Raw genomic sequence first — 15,984 nt, 5'->3', positions numbered from 1 at the left:
CCCGGGCGCAGCACGGCGTCCCTGCCGGAGAGGGAGAAGGAGGTGGCGTTGGCCGTGCTTCCTCCGGTGATTTCCAGCGTGCCCTGCCGTACCGTCAGGGAGGAGCCTTGGTCGTTAATGATGTCTTCAAGATTCCTGCCGAAGACGGCGTTGCCGCTCAGCAGGAGGACGCCGCCATAGAGGGTGGTGTCGGCCACGAAGTTGTTGTACCGGCTGGCGGCGAGGTGGGCTTCATCCCCCTGGTAGAGTTCGCCGCTGAAGATGATGGTTCCGTTTGTGTCGTGAACCTTCCCTTCCTCATCCGTGTAACGGTTGAGCGTGAAGGTTTCCCTGGCGTCGGGCAGTATGTCTGAAGTGATCGGGTCGTTGAAGCGGATTTCCCGCCCCTGCGCCGCGGCAAGCGTCAGCACGGTATTGCCGTCGTTTATGTGAATGGCATTGGCGATGCCGTTTCGCAACGTATCCAGGGAGAATGCATTCCCGTCGAAGACTCCCCCGGTCATGTTGCCGCTGAAGAGCACGTCTTTCGTCAGAGCATGGAGGGAAAGGGCTGCTCTTGAGGAAACGTGAATAGCTCCTCCTGATGTTGTGGCATAGTTGTTCATGAATGTTGCCCCGTCTTGGAAGGTCAATCTCGACTTGGTACAAATGCCAACAGCAACAGCGCCGCCATGACCATCCCCTGAATTGCTGGAAGCATAGTTGCCGGTGAACACGGCTCCGGTTCCTATAGTAAACGTCGCCATCAACATTTCAGAATAAATAGCGCCGCCCAGACTGTTTCCTGAATCGCTGGAAACATAATTGCCGGTGAACACGGCTCCATCTCCGAGGATGAACTCTATATCCTGATGAAAAACAGCGCCGCCATAACTATCCCCTGAATTGCTGGAAGCATAGTTGCCGGTGAACACGGCTCCGGTTCCCATAGTAAATGAACCCCCGTGACTGACGGAAATAGTCCCGCCCCAACAATCCCCTGAATCACTGGAAGCATAATTGCCGGCGAATACGGCCCTGTCCCCAAGAACAACGGGACTTGATGAAGTATATACAGCTGCGGCGGAGGCATAACCAGTAGAGCTGACAATATAGTTGCCGATGAATGCAACATCATCTCCAAAAGTATATGAGATTCCCTGCTGAAATGAATCAATAACCCCACCGCTGCCGTAGTCAATGGATGAAACACCGTTTCCGACAAACCTGACTCCGTCTCCAAAAGAAATTGAATCCAACCCAATTTGGCTCAAATATTTCATCGGCTGGATAATACGTGATCCCGAATTACTCAGGATGATGGAATTCAGTTCCAATTTTTCTCCTCTGAGAGGTTGAGCATAATCATTATATAAACCACGAGCCGCCTGCAGCCCGGCCAGGTCAATGGTGCGGAAAATATCCGGATCATTGGATTGGAAATTGACAGTTACCGGCAGGCCGGAGGTCAGCGAGGAATCGTCATTGTGCAGAATGACGGTATCCCCGGAAGACAGCGTTCCGGACGCCGCCAGTTCCTGAAGCGTGTTATACACATGCTGCCCCGGGTTGGTTGCCTGGGAGGCGTCCACCACGAATTCCGCGCCGGAAGCGGCAGTCGCCATCGTTACGGAAAACAGAAGACGACCCAGCAGGAAGCGGCGCAACGGCAATGGAAGAATAAGTCTCATATCTTTTAAGAAGAATCATTAATATTGGAAAGCCCGCTAAATAGCGAATTTCGAATCCGCTGTTCACGCTGCGGTTTGACAGGAAAAGTCTTAGAAAATATCCCGCTTATTCCAAAATATGTCCTCCGTGAAACGGCAGGCGCGCGTTACCCCCGGAGAACAGCGGCGGCCAGTATCCGAAGGGCCATGAGAGACAAATACAGCTTTTTATTATCAATACATTACCATCAGTTCAGAACACGCGTTTTCCATGGAGGCCAAAAAAAATGTATATCCTATTAAAATAATAGGATTGACAGCGGATTCGAAATTCGCCCGTCAATAACCCTCGTGCACGGCATGCGGGAACTCCTGCCTCAACAAAGCGGCAGGAGCCTTTCACGGCCCCTGCCATGGGGAAAATAAGCGTGCTCCGCCCCCTGTTCCGGCGGCGTTCACGAAAAGTTTCCCGCGGCGGGAACAGAAGACGCAAAAGCGCTTCCGGCGGCCCGGGACCGCCCTGCGGCGCGGCCCCGCTCCCGCGGACATAAAGTCTCAGGCAGTTTCATGAAATGGCATTGCATTTCCTTATGCAGCATATAGAATAATGGGGTGGCACATTGCGACACTACACAACCGGACTTAAAGGAAAATGCCGTCAGGGCTTTCAAGGCCATGTTGCTGGCGCGGGCCTTCGACACCAAAATTTCCAGCCTTTACAAAGCGGGCAAAATTACGGGGGGCGTTTATCTGGGCCGCGGGCATGAAGCGATTGCCGCGTGCGGAGGCGTCTTTCTGACTGCCGGCTACGATGTCATCGCCCCGTTCATCCGGGAACAGGCGGCACGCGTCGCCTGGGGGGAACCGATTATTGAAGCGGCGCGCGCCTACCTGGGGTCCGCCCTGGGATGCATGAAAGGGCGGGACGGCAATGTCCACCGGGGCCTGCCCGCGGAAGGCTATATGGCTCCCATCAGCCATCTGGGCAGCACGGTGGCTTTCGTCATCGGCTGCCTTTTCGCCAAGCGCCTGGACGGCAAACTGCCCGGCCCCGTGGGAGTGGCCTTCTGCGGAGACGGCACCACGTCCACAGGAGCTTTCCATGAAGCCGCCAATATGGCGAAGGTGGAGCGGCTGCCGCTGGTGCTCGTGGTGACCAATAATCAATTTGCCTACTCTACTCCCAATATCAGGGAATTCGGAGAAGCCTCCCTGGCGGACAGAGGCCGCGGCTACGGATTCACCGTGCATGAAACGGACGGCACGGACTTCATGGCCACGCTGGAAACCTTCCGGGCCGCCGTCAAGAACGCGAGGGAAGGCCGGGGCCCCCAGTGGGTGCTTGCCAAGACCCTCCGCATGTGCGGGCACGGGGAGCATGACGACGCCTCCTACATCCCCAGGGAGCTGAAAGAGGAATATGAAAAAAAAGACCCCGTGGCGGTCGCGGAACGGCAGCTGCTGGCAGCCGGCTGGCTCACGCCGGAAGAAACGGCGGCTCTGAAAAAACAGTATGCCGACGAAGTCCAGCTGGCCGTAGCCACCGCGCAGCGGGAACCGGAACCGGACCCCTTCCGGGAAGACTGGAACGCCACGGTATGGAGACCTTATTAAGCCAGCAAACGGAAGATTCCCATGAGCGTAACATACATTGATGCCATCCACGACGCCCAGAAAGACCTGCTTACGGAAGACAGGGACGTCTTTCTGTACGGGCAGGACATAGGCGTTTTCGGCGGCGCTTTCAAAGCGACCAAGGGCCTCAAGGAGCTGTTCCCGGACCGGGTCATTGACTCCCCCATCAGTGAGGACGCCATGGCCGGCATGGTGACCGGGGCCGCCGTCATGGGCAAGAAGCCCATTATGGAAATACAGTTTGCCGACTTCAGCACGATCGCTTTCAACCAGATTGTCAACATGGCGGCCACCCATTACTACCGCACGGGCGTTCCCGCCAACATTACGGTGCGCCTGCCCTGCGGGGGAACCCCCGGCACCGGCCCTTTCCACAGCCAGAGCCTGGAGGCTTTGTTCGCCCATTATCCGGGCCTGCACGTCATGACTCCGGCCACGGTAGCGGATGCCTACTGGATGCTGCGCCAGGCCGTGGAAATTCCGGACCCCGTCATTTTTCTGGAACACAAATTCCTGTACCGCTGGCTGAAGGCGGAGGACAACTACCGGGAAGCCCCGGCCATCCCGTTCGGCATGGCCAGGATCGCCCGCACGGGGAAGCACGCCACCGTGGTGGCGTACAGCGCCATGGTGCCGGAAGCCGTGCGCGCGGCAGACCTGCTTGAAAAGGAAAGCGGCTATGAAGTGGAGGTCGTGGATCTCCGGACGGTGCGCCCGCTGGACATGGATACCGTCATCGCCTCCGTAGCGCGCACCGGCCGCGTCCTGGTCGTCGGGGAAGACTTTCCGTGGGGCGGCGTCACGGCGGAGGTTGTTTCGCGCATTGTCGCGGAAGGCTTCCACCTGCTGGACGCTCCGCCCCAGAGGCTCAACGCGCGGGATACCCCCATCCCCCAGCACCCCAACCTCTGGAAGGCGCACCGCCCCACGCTGGAATCCATCGCCGCCTCCATCCGCCATCTTTTATCCATTTGATTCAACCCAGTTTCCATCATGCCTAAAGTACCCATTCTGATGCCCCAGCTCGGGGATTCCATTGCGGAAGCCACCGTGCTGCGCCTGCTGGCGGCCCAGGGCGATACCGTAGAAGCCGACCAGGAAATCTTTGAGGTAGAAACCAACAAGGCCACCATGGGGGTCACCACCATGTGCGGCGGCATCCTGAGCGATGTGTTCATCAAGGAAGGGGAATCCGTCGTGGTCGGCGCCTGCATGGCCATGATTGAGGCCACGGAAGAGGAAATTGAGCGTTCCGGAGCGACCCCGGCCGGAGACTCCACCCAGCCGTCCCTTCCAGCCAGTCCGGAATCCGTTCCCCAGGCCGCGCCCTCCGCCCCTCCCCGGGAGGAACAACCCGCGGGCGTCCATTTCGGAGTGACGGGGGAATCCTACCAGGAAAACGGCACGGACCTGAAAGTCCAGCCCAGCGTGCGCGGCCTTCCCGTACCCGCCGGCATGAAGGGCGCGCATTACATGTCCCCCCGGATGAAGGCGCGCATGGATGAATTGGGCATGAGAGCCTCCGACATCGCTTTCATCTCCGGTTCCGGGGCGGGCGGGCGCGTCACCATTGACGACCTGGAGGAATTCCTGGAATATGTCAGCCAATGGCCGAACCGCAAGGCCTCATCCATGCGGCTGGCCGTGGCGGACGCCATGCGCCGCAGCTGGACGCGTCCCCTGGCCTCCGCCGGGCGCCCCGTATTCATGGATCCTCTCATCAAGCACAGGCAGAATTCCCCGCTGCGGCCCGGCATCACCCTGTACTTTGCCCGCGCCCTGGCCCTGGCCCTGGCGGAAAGCCCGGAATGCGCCGGCTACCTGGTGGGGGAAAATATTCTTTCTCCCAAAACGATTGACATCGGCATCGCCGCCCAGGTGGCGGACGGCGTCATGGTTCCCGTGCTGCGCCGCGTGAACGAACGGACGATGGAAGAACTGCTGGAAGACTATAACAGGCTGATTGCCCAGGCGCGCCGCCGCAGGCTGGCGCCGGAAGACAGCACGGGGGGCATCGCCACGGTCACCAACTTCGGCGGCTTCGGACTCACCTTTGCCGCGCCCATGCCCATGCCCAGCGAATCCATTATCCTGGGGGTGGGAGCCGTCACCAAAACCCCGGTCTGGAGTGACGAAGTGGAGGCGTTCATTCCCATCTCCAAGGCCAACATCGTGGCTACGGGAGACCACCGCGTGGTGGACGGAGCGGACATCGGACGCCTGCTCAAGCGCGTGGCGGAACTGCTCCAGCGCCCGGAATACCTGTAACCAGCACCGTTCCCCCAGCTTCACGCCGCATGACAACAGACCCGCCCGTATTAGGCCTGGTAGCCGGAGACGGCGTTTATCCGGAATATATTGTCCGGGGCGCACGCCGCCGGACGCCGGAATTGCGTATCGTGGCCGTAGGGTTCAAGGGGGAAACCAACCCCGCCGTCATCCCCCTGTGCGACGCTTACCAGGAATTCAGCGTGGGCCAGATAAGCAAGCCGTTCTCCTTCCTGAAAAAGCACGGCGTCAGGAACGTCATCATGGCCGGCGGCATCAATCCGAAGAACATTCTCTCCCTCCGCCCGGATCTCCGCGCCCTTTCCGTATTGATGCGCATGCCGGAAAAGAATGCGGACTCCCTGCTTGGGGCCGTCATCACGGAAGCGGAAAAGGAAGGGTTCACCATCCTCCCGGCCTCCACCTACATGGAGGAGCACATGCCGCAGCCGGGGCATATCGCCGGACCGCTTCCCACGCCTGAACAATGGGAGGATGCCCGCTTCGGCATGCAGGTGGCCAAGGAAATCAGCCGCCTCCACATCGGGCAGTCCGTTATCGTGCACGGCGGCACCGTCATCGCCGTGGAAGCGATTGAAGGCACCAACAACTGCATACGGCGCGGCGGGAAACTGGGCAACGGCAAACCGGCCACGCTGGCCAAAGTGGCCCGTCTGGGGCACGACATGCGTTTTGACATCCCCACCGTCGGCCCCGTCACCATTGAAACGTGCGCGGAATGCGGCGTCAGGCAGATCGCCCTGGAAGCGGGCAAGACTATTTTGCTGGAACGCGGCCGGGTGGCGGAATTATGCAAAAGGCATCAAATCAGCCTGCATGCCCTCCAAACCGTGGAACAGGACAGCCCGCCCCCGGAAGACCGGCCTGCATAAAAAATCCCCTCGCCCGGAAATCCGGACAAGGGGAGACCATTCCCGCATACGGGAGGAGGCATGGGAAACGGCTTGCCTCAACCGCCGCCGGGACTAAGAATTCTTATCCTTGTCCATCATGGATTTGGCCTTGTCGCGCACGCTCTCAGCCATGTCCTTGACGGCTTCCTTGCCTTTTTCGCAGGCCTCCTTCATCTTGTGCTTGCCTTCCTCCATTTTTCCGGAAGCGGCATTGTTCGCACATCCGCAGCCTTTATTCATATGATCTTTGGATTCGCACATAATAAGCAAATATTTTTATTGTCGATCATTTGAATTAACCGTTTTTCACGGCGTCACCTACGGCCTCGGCCTTATCGGCAGCCCTGTCCGCCGCATGGTCAACGGCGTCCCGGGTGTCCTGATAAGCATCCCTGGCGGCTTCCTTGCCCTTTTCGTAAGCGTCCTTGGCAGCCTGCCTGCCTTCCTTCATTTTTTCGGAGGCGGCGTCTTTGGCGGCCTTGGCGCCTTCTTTCATGTGCTCTTTGGCTTCAGCCATGTCTTTGTCTCCCTTGGAGCAGGAGCCGCTGCCGCAGGCTCCCTGGGCCAGAGCTACCACCGGAATCGCAACGGCCGCTGCCGCTATCATATAGATCAATTTTTTCATGATGTTATTCTATTTGGTTTCATTCCAATAGACTCTTTTTTCATGAAAAACCATGAATCCGGCAGTGTCATTCTGCGTTCACTCCCTCAAGTTAAAAGCCAGAACCGCCGCAGCGGCAACGCAATCCCGGCATGGCACGGCCCCCTCTTTTTTCAATTCCCTGCAATAGGAATAACCCAGCTTTTCCACAAACCGCCGCCTCAGCTCCTCCCTGGATTCCACGGGCGTACAGAGCAGCGCCCCGTAAAGCGCGCCGCACAGGCCGTCCGGAGCCTTTCCGGTACCGCAAGCGGAGACGGTTTCCAGCAAATCCTCCCTGCCCAGAGCCGCGCAGACAGCCTGGGCGCAGTTGTGGCGCCAGGGCGCCGTGCGGAAGGTGGACAGAGCTTTTTCCTCTACGTTCATGCCCTTACTGTAGGCTCCTTCTCTTTCCGGGTCAAGACCCCCTTCCCGGCCATCCGGCCGGAAGGGGGAAAGCGGTTCCTCCCGGCATCCCGCCCCGGAGGAGCTTACTTTCCGGCAAGCCTCCGGCTGGTTTCCAGGCGCGCAGCCAGTTCCTCAAAGGGAACAGTTCCATCCAGGCAAAAGCTCACCCAGTTTTTCTTATTCATATGGTAGGCCGGAAAACGGCTGTGATGATCCACAAGCCCCCCGGATTCACCGGGACAAACCCGCAGGTTCAACACCTCAACCCGTTCCCGTGAACTTCCCCCCAGCTTCAACCGCGGCACAGCCAGAAAAGCGGCGTACCATTTTTCCGTATCCTTCCGCCGCACTACTGCGTTCCCCGGAAACTTCCTCCACAGGAATTCCAGTTCCTCCCCGTAAGCTTTCCGGATGTGCGCGATGAGACTCCGGGCAGGAGCCGCCTTGAAAAAATCAGGTTCAAAGCAGCATTCCGCCACATGCCACAATTCTTCCTCATATTCCCTGCGGAGCGTTCTTGTCCGCAACCTGTCCTCCGTTGCCGGGGCGGCATGCCGGATATTTTTCCCGTCCTCCTCATGCACCGTTGCATGAACGGAACCGTCCGCGCGTATTTCCAATTCCATGCAGAGCTGCCCGTTCAGCAATGCCGCCCTGTGCAGAAAACCGTTTTCCACCCGAACGCAGCCGAAGGAAAGCAGCTTTTCCATGCGCGGCTTCCTGTCCCTGAAAACGCGTTCCACAGCTTTTTCATACCAGCTTTCCCGGGGAATACGGCGAAAGAACATAAGAAAAACAGGGTTAAAGACGAAAAAGGGAAAGCCCCCCCTCCGTTGCCGTTCAGATTCAGACGGAATCATGATAAAACCGCACGAAAACGGCACAAGGATAAAATACCCTGCGGCGCAGCTCCGAGACGCGCGCCGGAAAAACGGCTTCATCTGCCCGTCAGCACATACCACACGAACAGGCTGTTGTGCTTCACGTACCGCCTGAGGAGCCTTCCCGGCTCCCGGTAAATGCGGTACAGCCATTCCAGGCCGTTCTTCTGCATCCACCGCGGGGCCCGTTTCACCGTACCGGCATGAAAAGCGAACGCCGCCCCTACGCCCACATAAACCGCGGGGGGCAGCAACTCCCTCTGCTCCGCCATCCACCGTTCCTGTTTCGGGCAGCCCAGCCCCACCCATACCACATTGGCCCCGCTTGAAGCAACCGCCTCCCGCATGTTTTCCAGATCTTCCTCCGTCCAAGGCCGGAACGGAGGGGAATACACCCCGGCCAGTTGAAAACCGGGGTATTTTTCCTTTAAGACCCCAGACAGGGCTTCCAGCAACTTCTCATCCCCGCCCAGCAAAAAATGGCGCAATCCCGGATACTGCACATTCAAACGCACCAGCGCTTCCATCAGATCCGGCCCGCTCACGCGGCGGGCTTCCCTTTCCCCGGGGGAAAGGCCCCTGTTCAGCTTCCACACCACCGGCATACCGTCCGGGCAAATCACATCCATCCGTTCCAGCACGTTCCCGTAGTCCCGGTCATGCACGCCGCGGGTCACCACATGGACGTCCGCCGCGGCCACCAGAAACGGAGCTTCCGCCTCCAGCGCGCGTTCCGCCAGCGCGGCGGACATCTCTTCCACGGAACTGACGGCTACGGAAAAGCCGAATACGTTTCTGGTTTCGGACGGTATCCGCGCTCCGGGGCGGTCAGAATTGTCTGGAATAGTCATGGCCTGAGAACATGCAGCGTGAGCATTACGGCAGGGACAGCCTCAGCCCGTCGTACGCGGGCATGACGTTTTCCGGCAGCTTGCCGGAAAGAATCCCGTAATCCATATCATGGGACAGGTGGGTCAGCACGGCGCGGCGGGGCCGTACGGCGGCAATGGCGGCCAACGTTTCCTCCAGGCACATGTGCGTGGGATGCAGATGATAACGCAGCCCGTCAATAATCAGCAGATCCACTCCTTTCATCCTCTCCAGGGACGGGGCCGGGATGCTTTTCACATCCGGCATGTAAACCAGGCTCCGGCCTTCCGCCTCCAGGAGATAGGCATATGTCTCCACCCCGGCATGGAGCACCGGAAGGGGCGTCGCCAGCACGTTCCCCACACGGAACGGAGCCGTCACCTCATGAGGCTCCGGCCTGACGTAGCCGCTCCGCCCCGGTTTGGGAACGAACGCCCAGCCGTACATGGTCCGCAGAGCGTCCACCGTCATGGGGGAAGCATACATGGGCAGGCCGCCGGACCGGCGCCAGCAGAAGGCGCGCAAATCATCAAAACCTCCCACGTGATCCACATGGGCATGCGTATAAAGGACGGCGTCCACGTCCGTGATATGTTCCCGCAGGGCCTGCTGCCGCAAATCCGGGGAGGAATCCAGCAGGAGGCGGGCGCCCGCGGCCTCTACATAAACAGAAGAACGCAACCGCCTGTTTCTGGGGTCCGGAGACGTGCAGACCGCGCAGGAGCAGCCTATCTGCGGCACTCCGGTGGACGTTCCTGTGCCCAAAAAGAGAATGTTCATCACAGAGGTCATGATTGCGTTTAGAGCAAATGATGCCATAATGCATTCAAAATCCAAAGCCCGAATGCTTACATTGCTGAAAATTAAAAACCTGGCCCTCGTGGACCAGCTGCTCTGGGAACCCAGTTCCGGATTCATCTGCATCACGGGGGAAACGGGGGCGGGGAAATCCGTCATCATTGGAGCCATACGCCTGGCGCTGGGAGAGCGGGCGGACAAAACGCTTATCCGCTCCGGGGAACAGCAATGCAGCGTGGAAGCTGTGTTCCATCTGCCGGAATCCTCCCCCGTGCACGCCATTCTGAACGAGCATGGCGTCCCGCCCTGCGAAGACGGCAACCTGATCATCAAGCGCCTCATTTCCTCCACGGCCAACCGCCAGTTTCTGAACGACAGCCCGTGCACCCTGAACCTGCTGCGGGAAGCGGGGGCCTGCCTGGTGGACATGCACGGCCCCAGCGACCACCGCTCCCTGGTCTCCCAGGAAAGGCAGCTTTCCCTGCTGGACGCCTTCGGAGAGCACGCCCCCCTGATGCACGCCTATTCGGACGCCTGGAGGCAATGGCAGGATGCGCGCCGGGCCTACGATGACCTGGAACATGCGGAAGCGGCCACCGCGCGGGAAATAGAACTGCTGCGCCACCAGGTGGATGAAATAGATTCCGCCGCCTTCACTCCGGAGGAAGTGCTCACGCTGGAAGAGCGCTGGCAGCGCGCCCGCAACGGCACCCGGCTCCGGGAACAGGTCTCCAAAATGCTTTCCATGCTGGAGGAAACGGATGTGCCCGGCCTGGGGACCCAATTAAGGGAACTGACACGGGCGGCCCATGAGCTGGAACGCATGGACGCTTCCACCGCCGCGTGGCTGGCCCCGCTGGCGGAAGTGAATTTGGAACTCAAGGAAATCGAGGGACGCCTGGCGGATTATTCCGCCGAACTGGACTGCGACCCCCGGGAGCTTTTCCAGCTGGAGGAACGCATCAACCTGCTGGAATCACTGAAAATGAAATACGGCCCTTCCTTTGAGGACGTTTGCTCCCGGAGGGAGGAGGCGGCCGGCCGCCTGGACCGCATGGAACACCGCACGGAACGCCTGGAAGAGCTGAGGGCCTCCATCGCCGTTTTGCGCAGGCAAATGGACGCCGCCGGGCAGGCCCTGACCAAAGCGCGCCAGGACTCCGCTCCCAGGCTGGCGGCCTCCATCGTCAGGCACTCCCGGGAGCTGGGATTCCGCCAGGCCGTCTTTGAAGTGAGCCTCTCCCCCCTTCAGGAACCGGGCTCACAGGGAATGGAAACGGTGGAATTCCTGTTTGGCCCCAATCCCGGGGAACCCTCCAAACCTCTCCGCCTGATTGCCTCCAGCGGAGAACTGGCGCGCATCATGCTGGCGATTAAAAGCGCCCTGGCCCACAAGGATTCCACCCCCCTGCTGGTGTTTGACGAAATAGACGCCAACGTGGGCGGGGAAGTGGCGCGGGCTGTGGGATTCAAGATGCAGCAGCTTGGAAACAGGCACCAGGTGATCTCCATCACGCACTTTCCGCAGGTGGCGGCCCTGGCTTCCCATCATTACCTGGTTCAGAAAGCTTCCGCGGGCAACCGCACCATCTCCTGCCTGCGGGAGGTGAGCCATGAAGAGCGGGTGGATGAACTGGTCCGCATGCTGGGCGGCGGCGGAGACCACGCACGCACGCTGGCCCAGGCCCTGCTGCAGCCCTCATGAACGGGAAACCGCCGGAGGGGAGGGGAGAACTGCCCTATTTCCCCAGGCGCGGGTTGAACCTGCGCAGCCTCAGGGAGTTGAATACCACGCACAGGGAACTCAAACTCATCGCGCCGGCGGCAAGCATGGGATTCAGCGTAAGGCCGAAGGCGGGATATAAACACCCGGCGGCCAGCGGAATGCCGATGATGTTGTAAAAGAAAGCCCAGAAGAGGTTCTGCCTGATGATGAGCAGCGTGGCGCGGCCCAGCTGGAGGGCTTCCGCCACGCCAGCGGGGTTGCTTTTCATCAGCACGATGTCGGAGGATTCCATCGCCAGCTCCGTTCCGGACTTCATGGAAATGCCCACCCGGGCGCAGGCCAGCGCCGGGGCGTCGTTCACGCCGTCCCCCACCATCGCCACCTTGTCCCCGCGTTCCTCCATCTTCATCACATGGGAGGCTTTTTCATCCGGAAGCACGTCGGAAACCACCTCGTCAATGCGGAGTTCTCCGGCCATATGCCGCGCCGTGGAGGCGTTGTCCCCCGTCAGCATGACGACGCGCAGGTTCATCCGCTTCAGACTGTCCACCGCCGCGCGGCTGTCCGGTTTCAGGGAATCCGCCACCATGATGACGCCGGCGGGGCTGCCCCCCCGGCCCACATACAGCGGGGACGCGCCCTGCCGCATGAATTCCCGCAGGCGGCTTTCATCCTCCTTCCAGAAGATTCCCTTATCCCGCATGAATCCGGAATTGCCCACCGCGCAAGGCGCCCCGTCCACCGTTCCGGCAATGCCGCGGCCAGGAACCACGGACAAATCCGCCACGGCGCGGACGGGCAAATTCAGAAGCCTGGCGTGTTCATAAACAGCCTTTCCCACCGGATGTTCCGAACCCTGTTCCAAAGCCGCCGCCATTTCCACCAGCTCATCCGCATCCATGCCTTCCTCCGGCAGCACGGCCACTACCCGCGGCTCCCCTTCCGTCAGGGTGCCCGTCTTGTCAAAAACGACGGTATCCACGCGGCTCAGGGCTTCCAGGGCTCCGGCGGACTTGCACAGAATGCCCAGCCGCGCGCCCCTGCCCGTCCCCACCATAATGGCGATGGGCGTGGCGAGCCCCAGGACGCAGGGGCAGGAAATCACCAGCACCGCAATGGCCCTGGCGAGGGCGAAGGAAAAACCCTCCCCGGCGGCCATCCACCCAACCAGCGACACCAGGGCAACGGCAATGACCGCAGGGACAAAGAAATAGCATACCCGGTCCGCCAGACGCGCAATGGGCGCCTTGGACTGGCCGGCCTGCTCCACCAGGCGGATCATGCGGGCCAGCGTGGAATCCCCGCCCACGCGTTCCGCGCGGATTTTGAGATACCCGGCCCGGTTGAACGTTCCGCTGATTACCCGGTCCCCCGCCGTCCTGTCCACAGGCATGCTTTCCCCCGTCAGGTCCGATTCATCCAGAGCCGCCTGCCCCTCTTCAATCATGCCGTCCACCGGAATCCGCTGCCCGGTTTTCACCACCACCAGGTCCCCGGAACGAATTTCATCCAGCGGAACGGCGCGCTCCGCGCCGCCGTGCCATACCAGCGCCTCCTGGGGAACCAGCTTCACCAGCCCTTTTACGGCGGCATTCGTTTTCCGGCAAGAGCGGCGTTCAAGGTATTTCCCCAGGGAAATCAGGGTGACGATCATGGCCGCAGATTCAAAATACAGCTCCATTCCATCCACACTGAACCCCTGCCACATCCCCGCAACCAACAAATACAGCCCATACAGAAAAGCGGAGCCGGAACCGATGGCGATCAGGGAATCCATATTGGGAGACAGCGCAACAAGCTGCCGCACGCCGTTTATCAAATAATGCCGGTTCAGCCACAGGACGGCGCCCGTCAAAATACACTGCGTCCACCAATTCATCCAGAGGCCCCAACTTCCTCCCGGAACGGGCCAGTTCCACATGGGGCCCATGGACAAATACATCAAAGGGACCAGCAGCAGAATGGACCAGACGAGGCGGGAGCCGCCCGTTTCCTCCTGTTCCTGCCTCTCCTCTTTCTCCGCTCCGGCAAACGGCTGCTCCTTCCAATCCGCCACGCGGAAGCCGGCTTTCTCCACCACCGGAGCTATCCGCTCCAGGGCGGGGGAATCAGGCTTTTCAAACAAAACGGTCATCCGTCCCGTCAGCAAATTCAGCTCGACGCGCTCCACCCCCTCCAGTCCCTCCACGGCGCGTTCCACCTTGGCGGCACACCCGGCGCAATGCATGCCGGAAACAAGATAGTTCTTTTCTTCCATTGTCATTAAAACGGAGTGTCTGATGTTCCGGGTCCAGATAAGGCCCCATACTGTTAGTTGGCTCTAACACATCTATTCCGTTTCTCAAGCCGCTTTCGCGGCTTCAGCCCTTTCTGATAAAAAATGACAAAAAAACGCCCGCAGCCCCGTACCAGTAACAAACACCTTTATTTTCCCCCATGAACATGCCTCCTTTATTCAAAGTCCTGGCCAGCGCGGCCTTGTTGTCCACCCCCCTCCACGCCCAGCTTTACACCCTCCACGGAGACGGCGTCAAAAAAACGGAGAGAGTCGTGGAAAAAGCGGATTATTCCGATTACGAACTTGTCTGGCACGACGAATTCGATAAAGACGGCCGTCCGGACCCCGCCAAATGGAATTATGAACACGGTTTCGTCCGCAACAAGGAAGCGCAATGGTACCAGCCGGAAAACGCCTGTTGCAAAGACGGCATGCTGATTATTGAAGGCAGGAAGGAAAAACATGCCAATCCCCATTACGATCCGGCGGGGAAAAACTGGCAGACGACGCGGAAGGAGGCGGAATACACCTCTGCCTCCCTGACGACGCGCGGCAAATTTTCCTGGTTGTACGGGCGGTTTGAAATCCGGGCCAGATTCAGCCCGCGGGAAGGCATGTGGCCTGCTTTCTGGACCCTGGGCGTCAAGGAAAAGTGGCCCATGTGCGGGGAAATAGATATCATGGAGTATTACCAGTCCACCTATCTGGCCAATCTCTGCTGGGGTTCCCCCAAAAAACACGTGGGCAAATGGAGCACCACTTACACGCCGCTCAAATGGCTTCAGGAAAAACACGCGGACTGGGCGGACAGCTTCCATGTCTTCCGTATGGACTGGGACGAACAGGAAGTGCGCCTGTATGCGGACGATATTCTGCTGAACCGGACTCCCCTGGATAATATCGTCAATGCTTCTTACAAGGAAATCGCCAACCCCTTCCGCCAGCCGCACTACATCATCCTGAACCTGGCCCTGGGCGCCACCGGCGGAGATCTGGGCAAACTGCCGCTTCCCCAGAAATATGAAATAGACTACGTTCGCATTTACCAGAAAAAGGACTCCCCCCATAAGGGAACCATTCCATACCGGACGGAAAAGTAACCGTCCTTTTCCGGAAACGGGAACAAGAGCAGGAATTGCGGCGCATGGGATAGCCGGAGCAAAAATACTCCCACAGGCATGATGCCTCTATCCCTCGGTTTCCATCCTTCGGGAACGGGAAGCCAGCCGTTATTCTTTAGCTTTCCCCTTGAGAACCAGAAGAACATGTTCCGCCATAAGGGCATGGCCCTCTGCGTTAGGATGCACGCCATCCGCCAGCAGGCTTTCACGGCCCTTCATCACCTTGTTGAGATCAATCACTTTGGATCCGGTGCTTTTCGCCGCCTGCCTGATAAGAGGAATAACCTCCTTTTCAATGCATTCCCTGCTGATTCCCCCGGCCCTGGCTTCCTGTGAAGGGACAGGAAGCAGGCAGTACACTTTCAGCCTGGGGTTCCGCTTCCGGAATTCTGCGATGACTTCCTTATAATTGCTTACAAAATCTTCCTTGTGGCTCCAATTCACTTTTTTGCTGTCATTGGTGCCCAACCCCACCAATAAAATGTCAGGTTGGAAAGCCAAAGCATCCCGATAAGCCTTTTCCCGCGTAATAGGGCGATCCCCCTTGAACAGCAGACAACGGGCCGATACGCCGAAGTTGCCCACCTCCGCCTTCTTGCCCAGAACCTCCGCCGCACGGGACACCCAGCACTCTTCTTTCCTGACTCCCAACCCGGCAGTAATGCTGTCTCCCAGACAGGCCAGCTTTACAGCGGAAAAGCCGTCCGCCGGCAGAAAAACGGCCAGCAGCCCCATCCACAACAAAACAATAAGATTTTTCATGGCGAAAAATAATCTGATGGAAATGGCTTAC

At 59.3% G+C, this 15,984-nt stretch carries 15 protein-coding genes; 6 read left to right on the top strand and 9 right to left on the bottom strand.

What is annotated here, in order from left to right; all coding sequences use genetic code 11:
* Positions 1-1,670: hypothetical protein (locus tag B3075_RS00485; RefSeq protein ID WP_290488164.1), on the bottom strand; the 1,670-nt coding region annotated here is incomplete at its 3' end.
* 591 nt (positions 1,671-2,261) lie between these two features.
* Between B3075_RS00485 and B3075_RS00480 the strand changes: the two genes are divergently transcribed.
* Genes B3075_RS00480 through B3075_RS00465 form a run of 4 tightly spaced genes read left to right on the top strand, consistent with a single transcriptional unit; the run spans position 2,262 to position 6,445 of the window.
* Positions 2,262-3,263, top strand: coding sequence for a thiamine pyrophosphate-dependent dehydrogenase E1 component subunit alpha (locus B3075_RS00480; RefSeq protein ID WP_233465527.1), 1,002 nt, complete (start codon positions 2,262-2,264; stop codon positions 3,261-3,263).
* Positions 3,264-3,284: 21 nt separating this feature from the next.
* Positions 3,285-4,259: an alpha-ketoacid dehydrogenase subunit beta gene (locus B3075_RS00475; protein ID WP_022197235.1), complete on the top strand. Its 975-nt coding sequence runs from the start codon at positions 3,285-3,287 to the stop codon at positions 4,257-4,259.
* An 18-nt stretch (positions 4,260-4,277) separates the two neighbouring features.
* Complete coding sequence (locus B3075_RS00470) at positions 4,278-5,552, top strand: 2-oxo acid dehydrogenase subunit E2 (protein WP_022197234.1); 1,275 nt, start codon at positions 4,278-4,280, stop codon at positions 5,550-5,552.
* 29 nt (positions 5,553-5,581) lie between these two features.
* On the top strand, positions 5,582-6,445 hold the full coding sequence (locus B3075_RS00465; RefSeq protein WP_290488163.1) for an LpxI family protein: 864 nt from the start codon (positions 5,582-5,584) through the stop codon (positions 6,443-6,445).
* Positions 6,446-6,538: 93 nt separating this feature from the next.
* On the opposite strand, the gene B3075_RS00460 is transcribed toward B3075_RS00465, so the two are convergent.
* The 6 genes from B3075_RS00460 to B3075_RS00435 form a co-directional block, all read right to left on the bottom strand.
* Positions 6,539-6,706, bottom strand: coding sequence for a hypothetical protein (locus B3075_RS00460; protein WP_164907846.1), 168 nt, complete (start codon positions 6,704-6,706; stop codon positions 6,539-6,541).
* A 55-nt stretch (positions 6,707-6,761) separates the two neighbouring features.
* Positions 6,762-7,091 (bottom strand): hypothetical protein, encoded by a 330-nt coding sequence (locus tag B3075_RS00455; protein WP_290488162.1) that lies wholly within the window; start codon positions 7,089-7,091, stop codon positions 6,762-6,764.
* A gap of 78 nt (positions 7,092-7,169) precedes the next feature.
* Positions 7,170-7,496 carry a hypothetical protein gene (locus tag B3075_RS00450; protein WP_094136518.1) on the bottom strand — a complete coding sequence of 109 codons (327 nt, stop codon included), beginning with the start codon at positions 7,494-7,496 and terminating at the stop codon, positions 7,170-7,172.
* A 104-nt stretch (positions 7,497-7,600) separates the two neighbouring features.
* Complete coding sequence (locus tag B3075_RS00445) at positions 7,601-8,305, bottom strand: MmcQ/YjbR family DNA-binding protein (RefSeq protein WP_290488161.1); 705 nt, start codon at positions 8,303-8,305, stop codon at positions 7,601-7,603.
* A gap of 149 nt (positions 8,306-8,454) precedes the next feature.
* Positions 8,455-9,249 (bottom strand): WecB/TagA/CpsF family glycosyltransferase, encoded by a 795-nt coding sequence (locus tag B3075_RS00440; RefSeq protein WP_290488160.1) that lies wholly within the window; start codon positions 9,247-9,249, stop codon positions 8,455-8,457.
* A gap of 25 nt (positions 9,250-9,274) precedes the next feature.
* Complete coding sequence (locus B3075_RS00435) at positions 9,275-10,048, bottom strand: MBL fold metallo-hydrolase (RefSeq protein ID WP_290488159.1); 774 nt, start codon at positions 10,046-10,048, stop codon at positions 9,275-9,277.
* 64 nt (positions 10,049-10,112) lie between these two features.
* Here B3075_RS00435 and recN point away from each other — a divergent pair, with 64 nt between their 5' ends.
* Positions 10,113-11,771, top strand: a complete 1,659-nt coding sequence (gene recN, locus B3075_RS00430) for a DNA repair protein RecN (protein WP_290488158.1) — start codon at positions 10,113-10,115, stop codon at positions 11,769-11,771.
* A gap of 34 nt (positions 11,772-11,805) precedes the next feature.
* Here the strand turns inward: recN and B3075_RS00425 are convergent, their stop codons facing one another.
* Entirely contained in the window at positions 11,806-14,055 is a 2,250-nt protein-coding gene (locus B3075_RS00425; RefSeq protein WP_290488157.1) for a heavy metal translocating P-type ATPase, read from the bottom strand.
* 173 nt (positions 14,056-14,228) lie between these two features.
* On the opposite strand from B3075_RS00425, the gene B3075_RS00420 reads away from it, so the two are divergent.
* On the top strand, positions 14,229-15,170 hold the full coding sequence (locus B3075_RS00420) for a glycoside hydrolase family 16 protein (RefSeq protein WP_094136524.1): 942 nt from the start codon (positions 14,229-14,231) through the stop codon (positions 15,168-15,170).
* A gap of 129 nt (positions 15,171-15,299) precedes the next feature.
* On the opposite strand, the gene B3075_RS00415 is transcribed toward B3075_RS00420, so the two are convergent.
* Positions 15,300-15,953, bottom strand: a complete 654-nt coding sequence (locus B3075_RS00415) for a GDSL-type esterase/lipase family protein (RefSeq protein ID WP_290488156.1) — start codon at positions 15,951-15,953, stop codon at positions 15,300-15,302.
* Positions 15,954-15,984 lie beyond the last annotated feature (31 nt).

The organism is Akkermansia sp. UBA7090, from assembly GCF_002493465.1.
Classification (GTDB): domain Bacteria; phylum Verrucomicrobiota; class Verrucomicrobiia; order Verrucomicrobiales; family Akkermansiaceae; genus Akkermansia; species Akkermansia muciniphila_A.
Note: the sequence above shows the minus strand (reverse complement) of the source record. Positions and strands in the feature narration are given on the sequence as shown.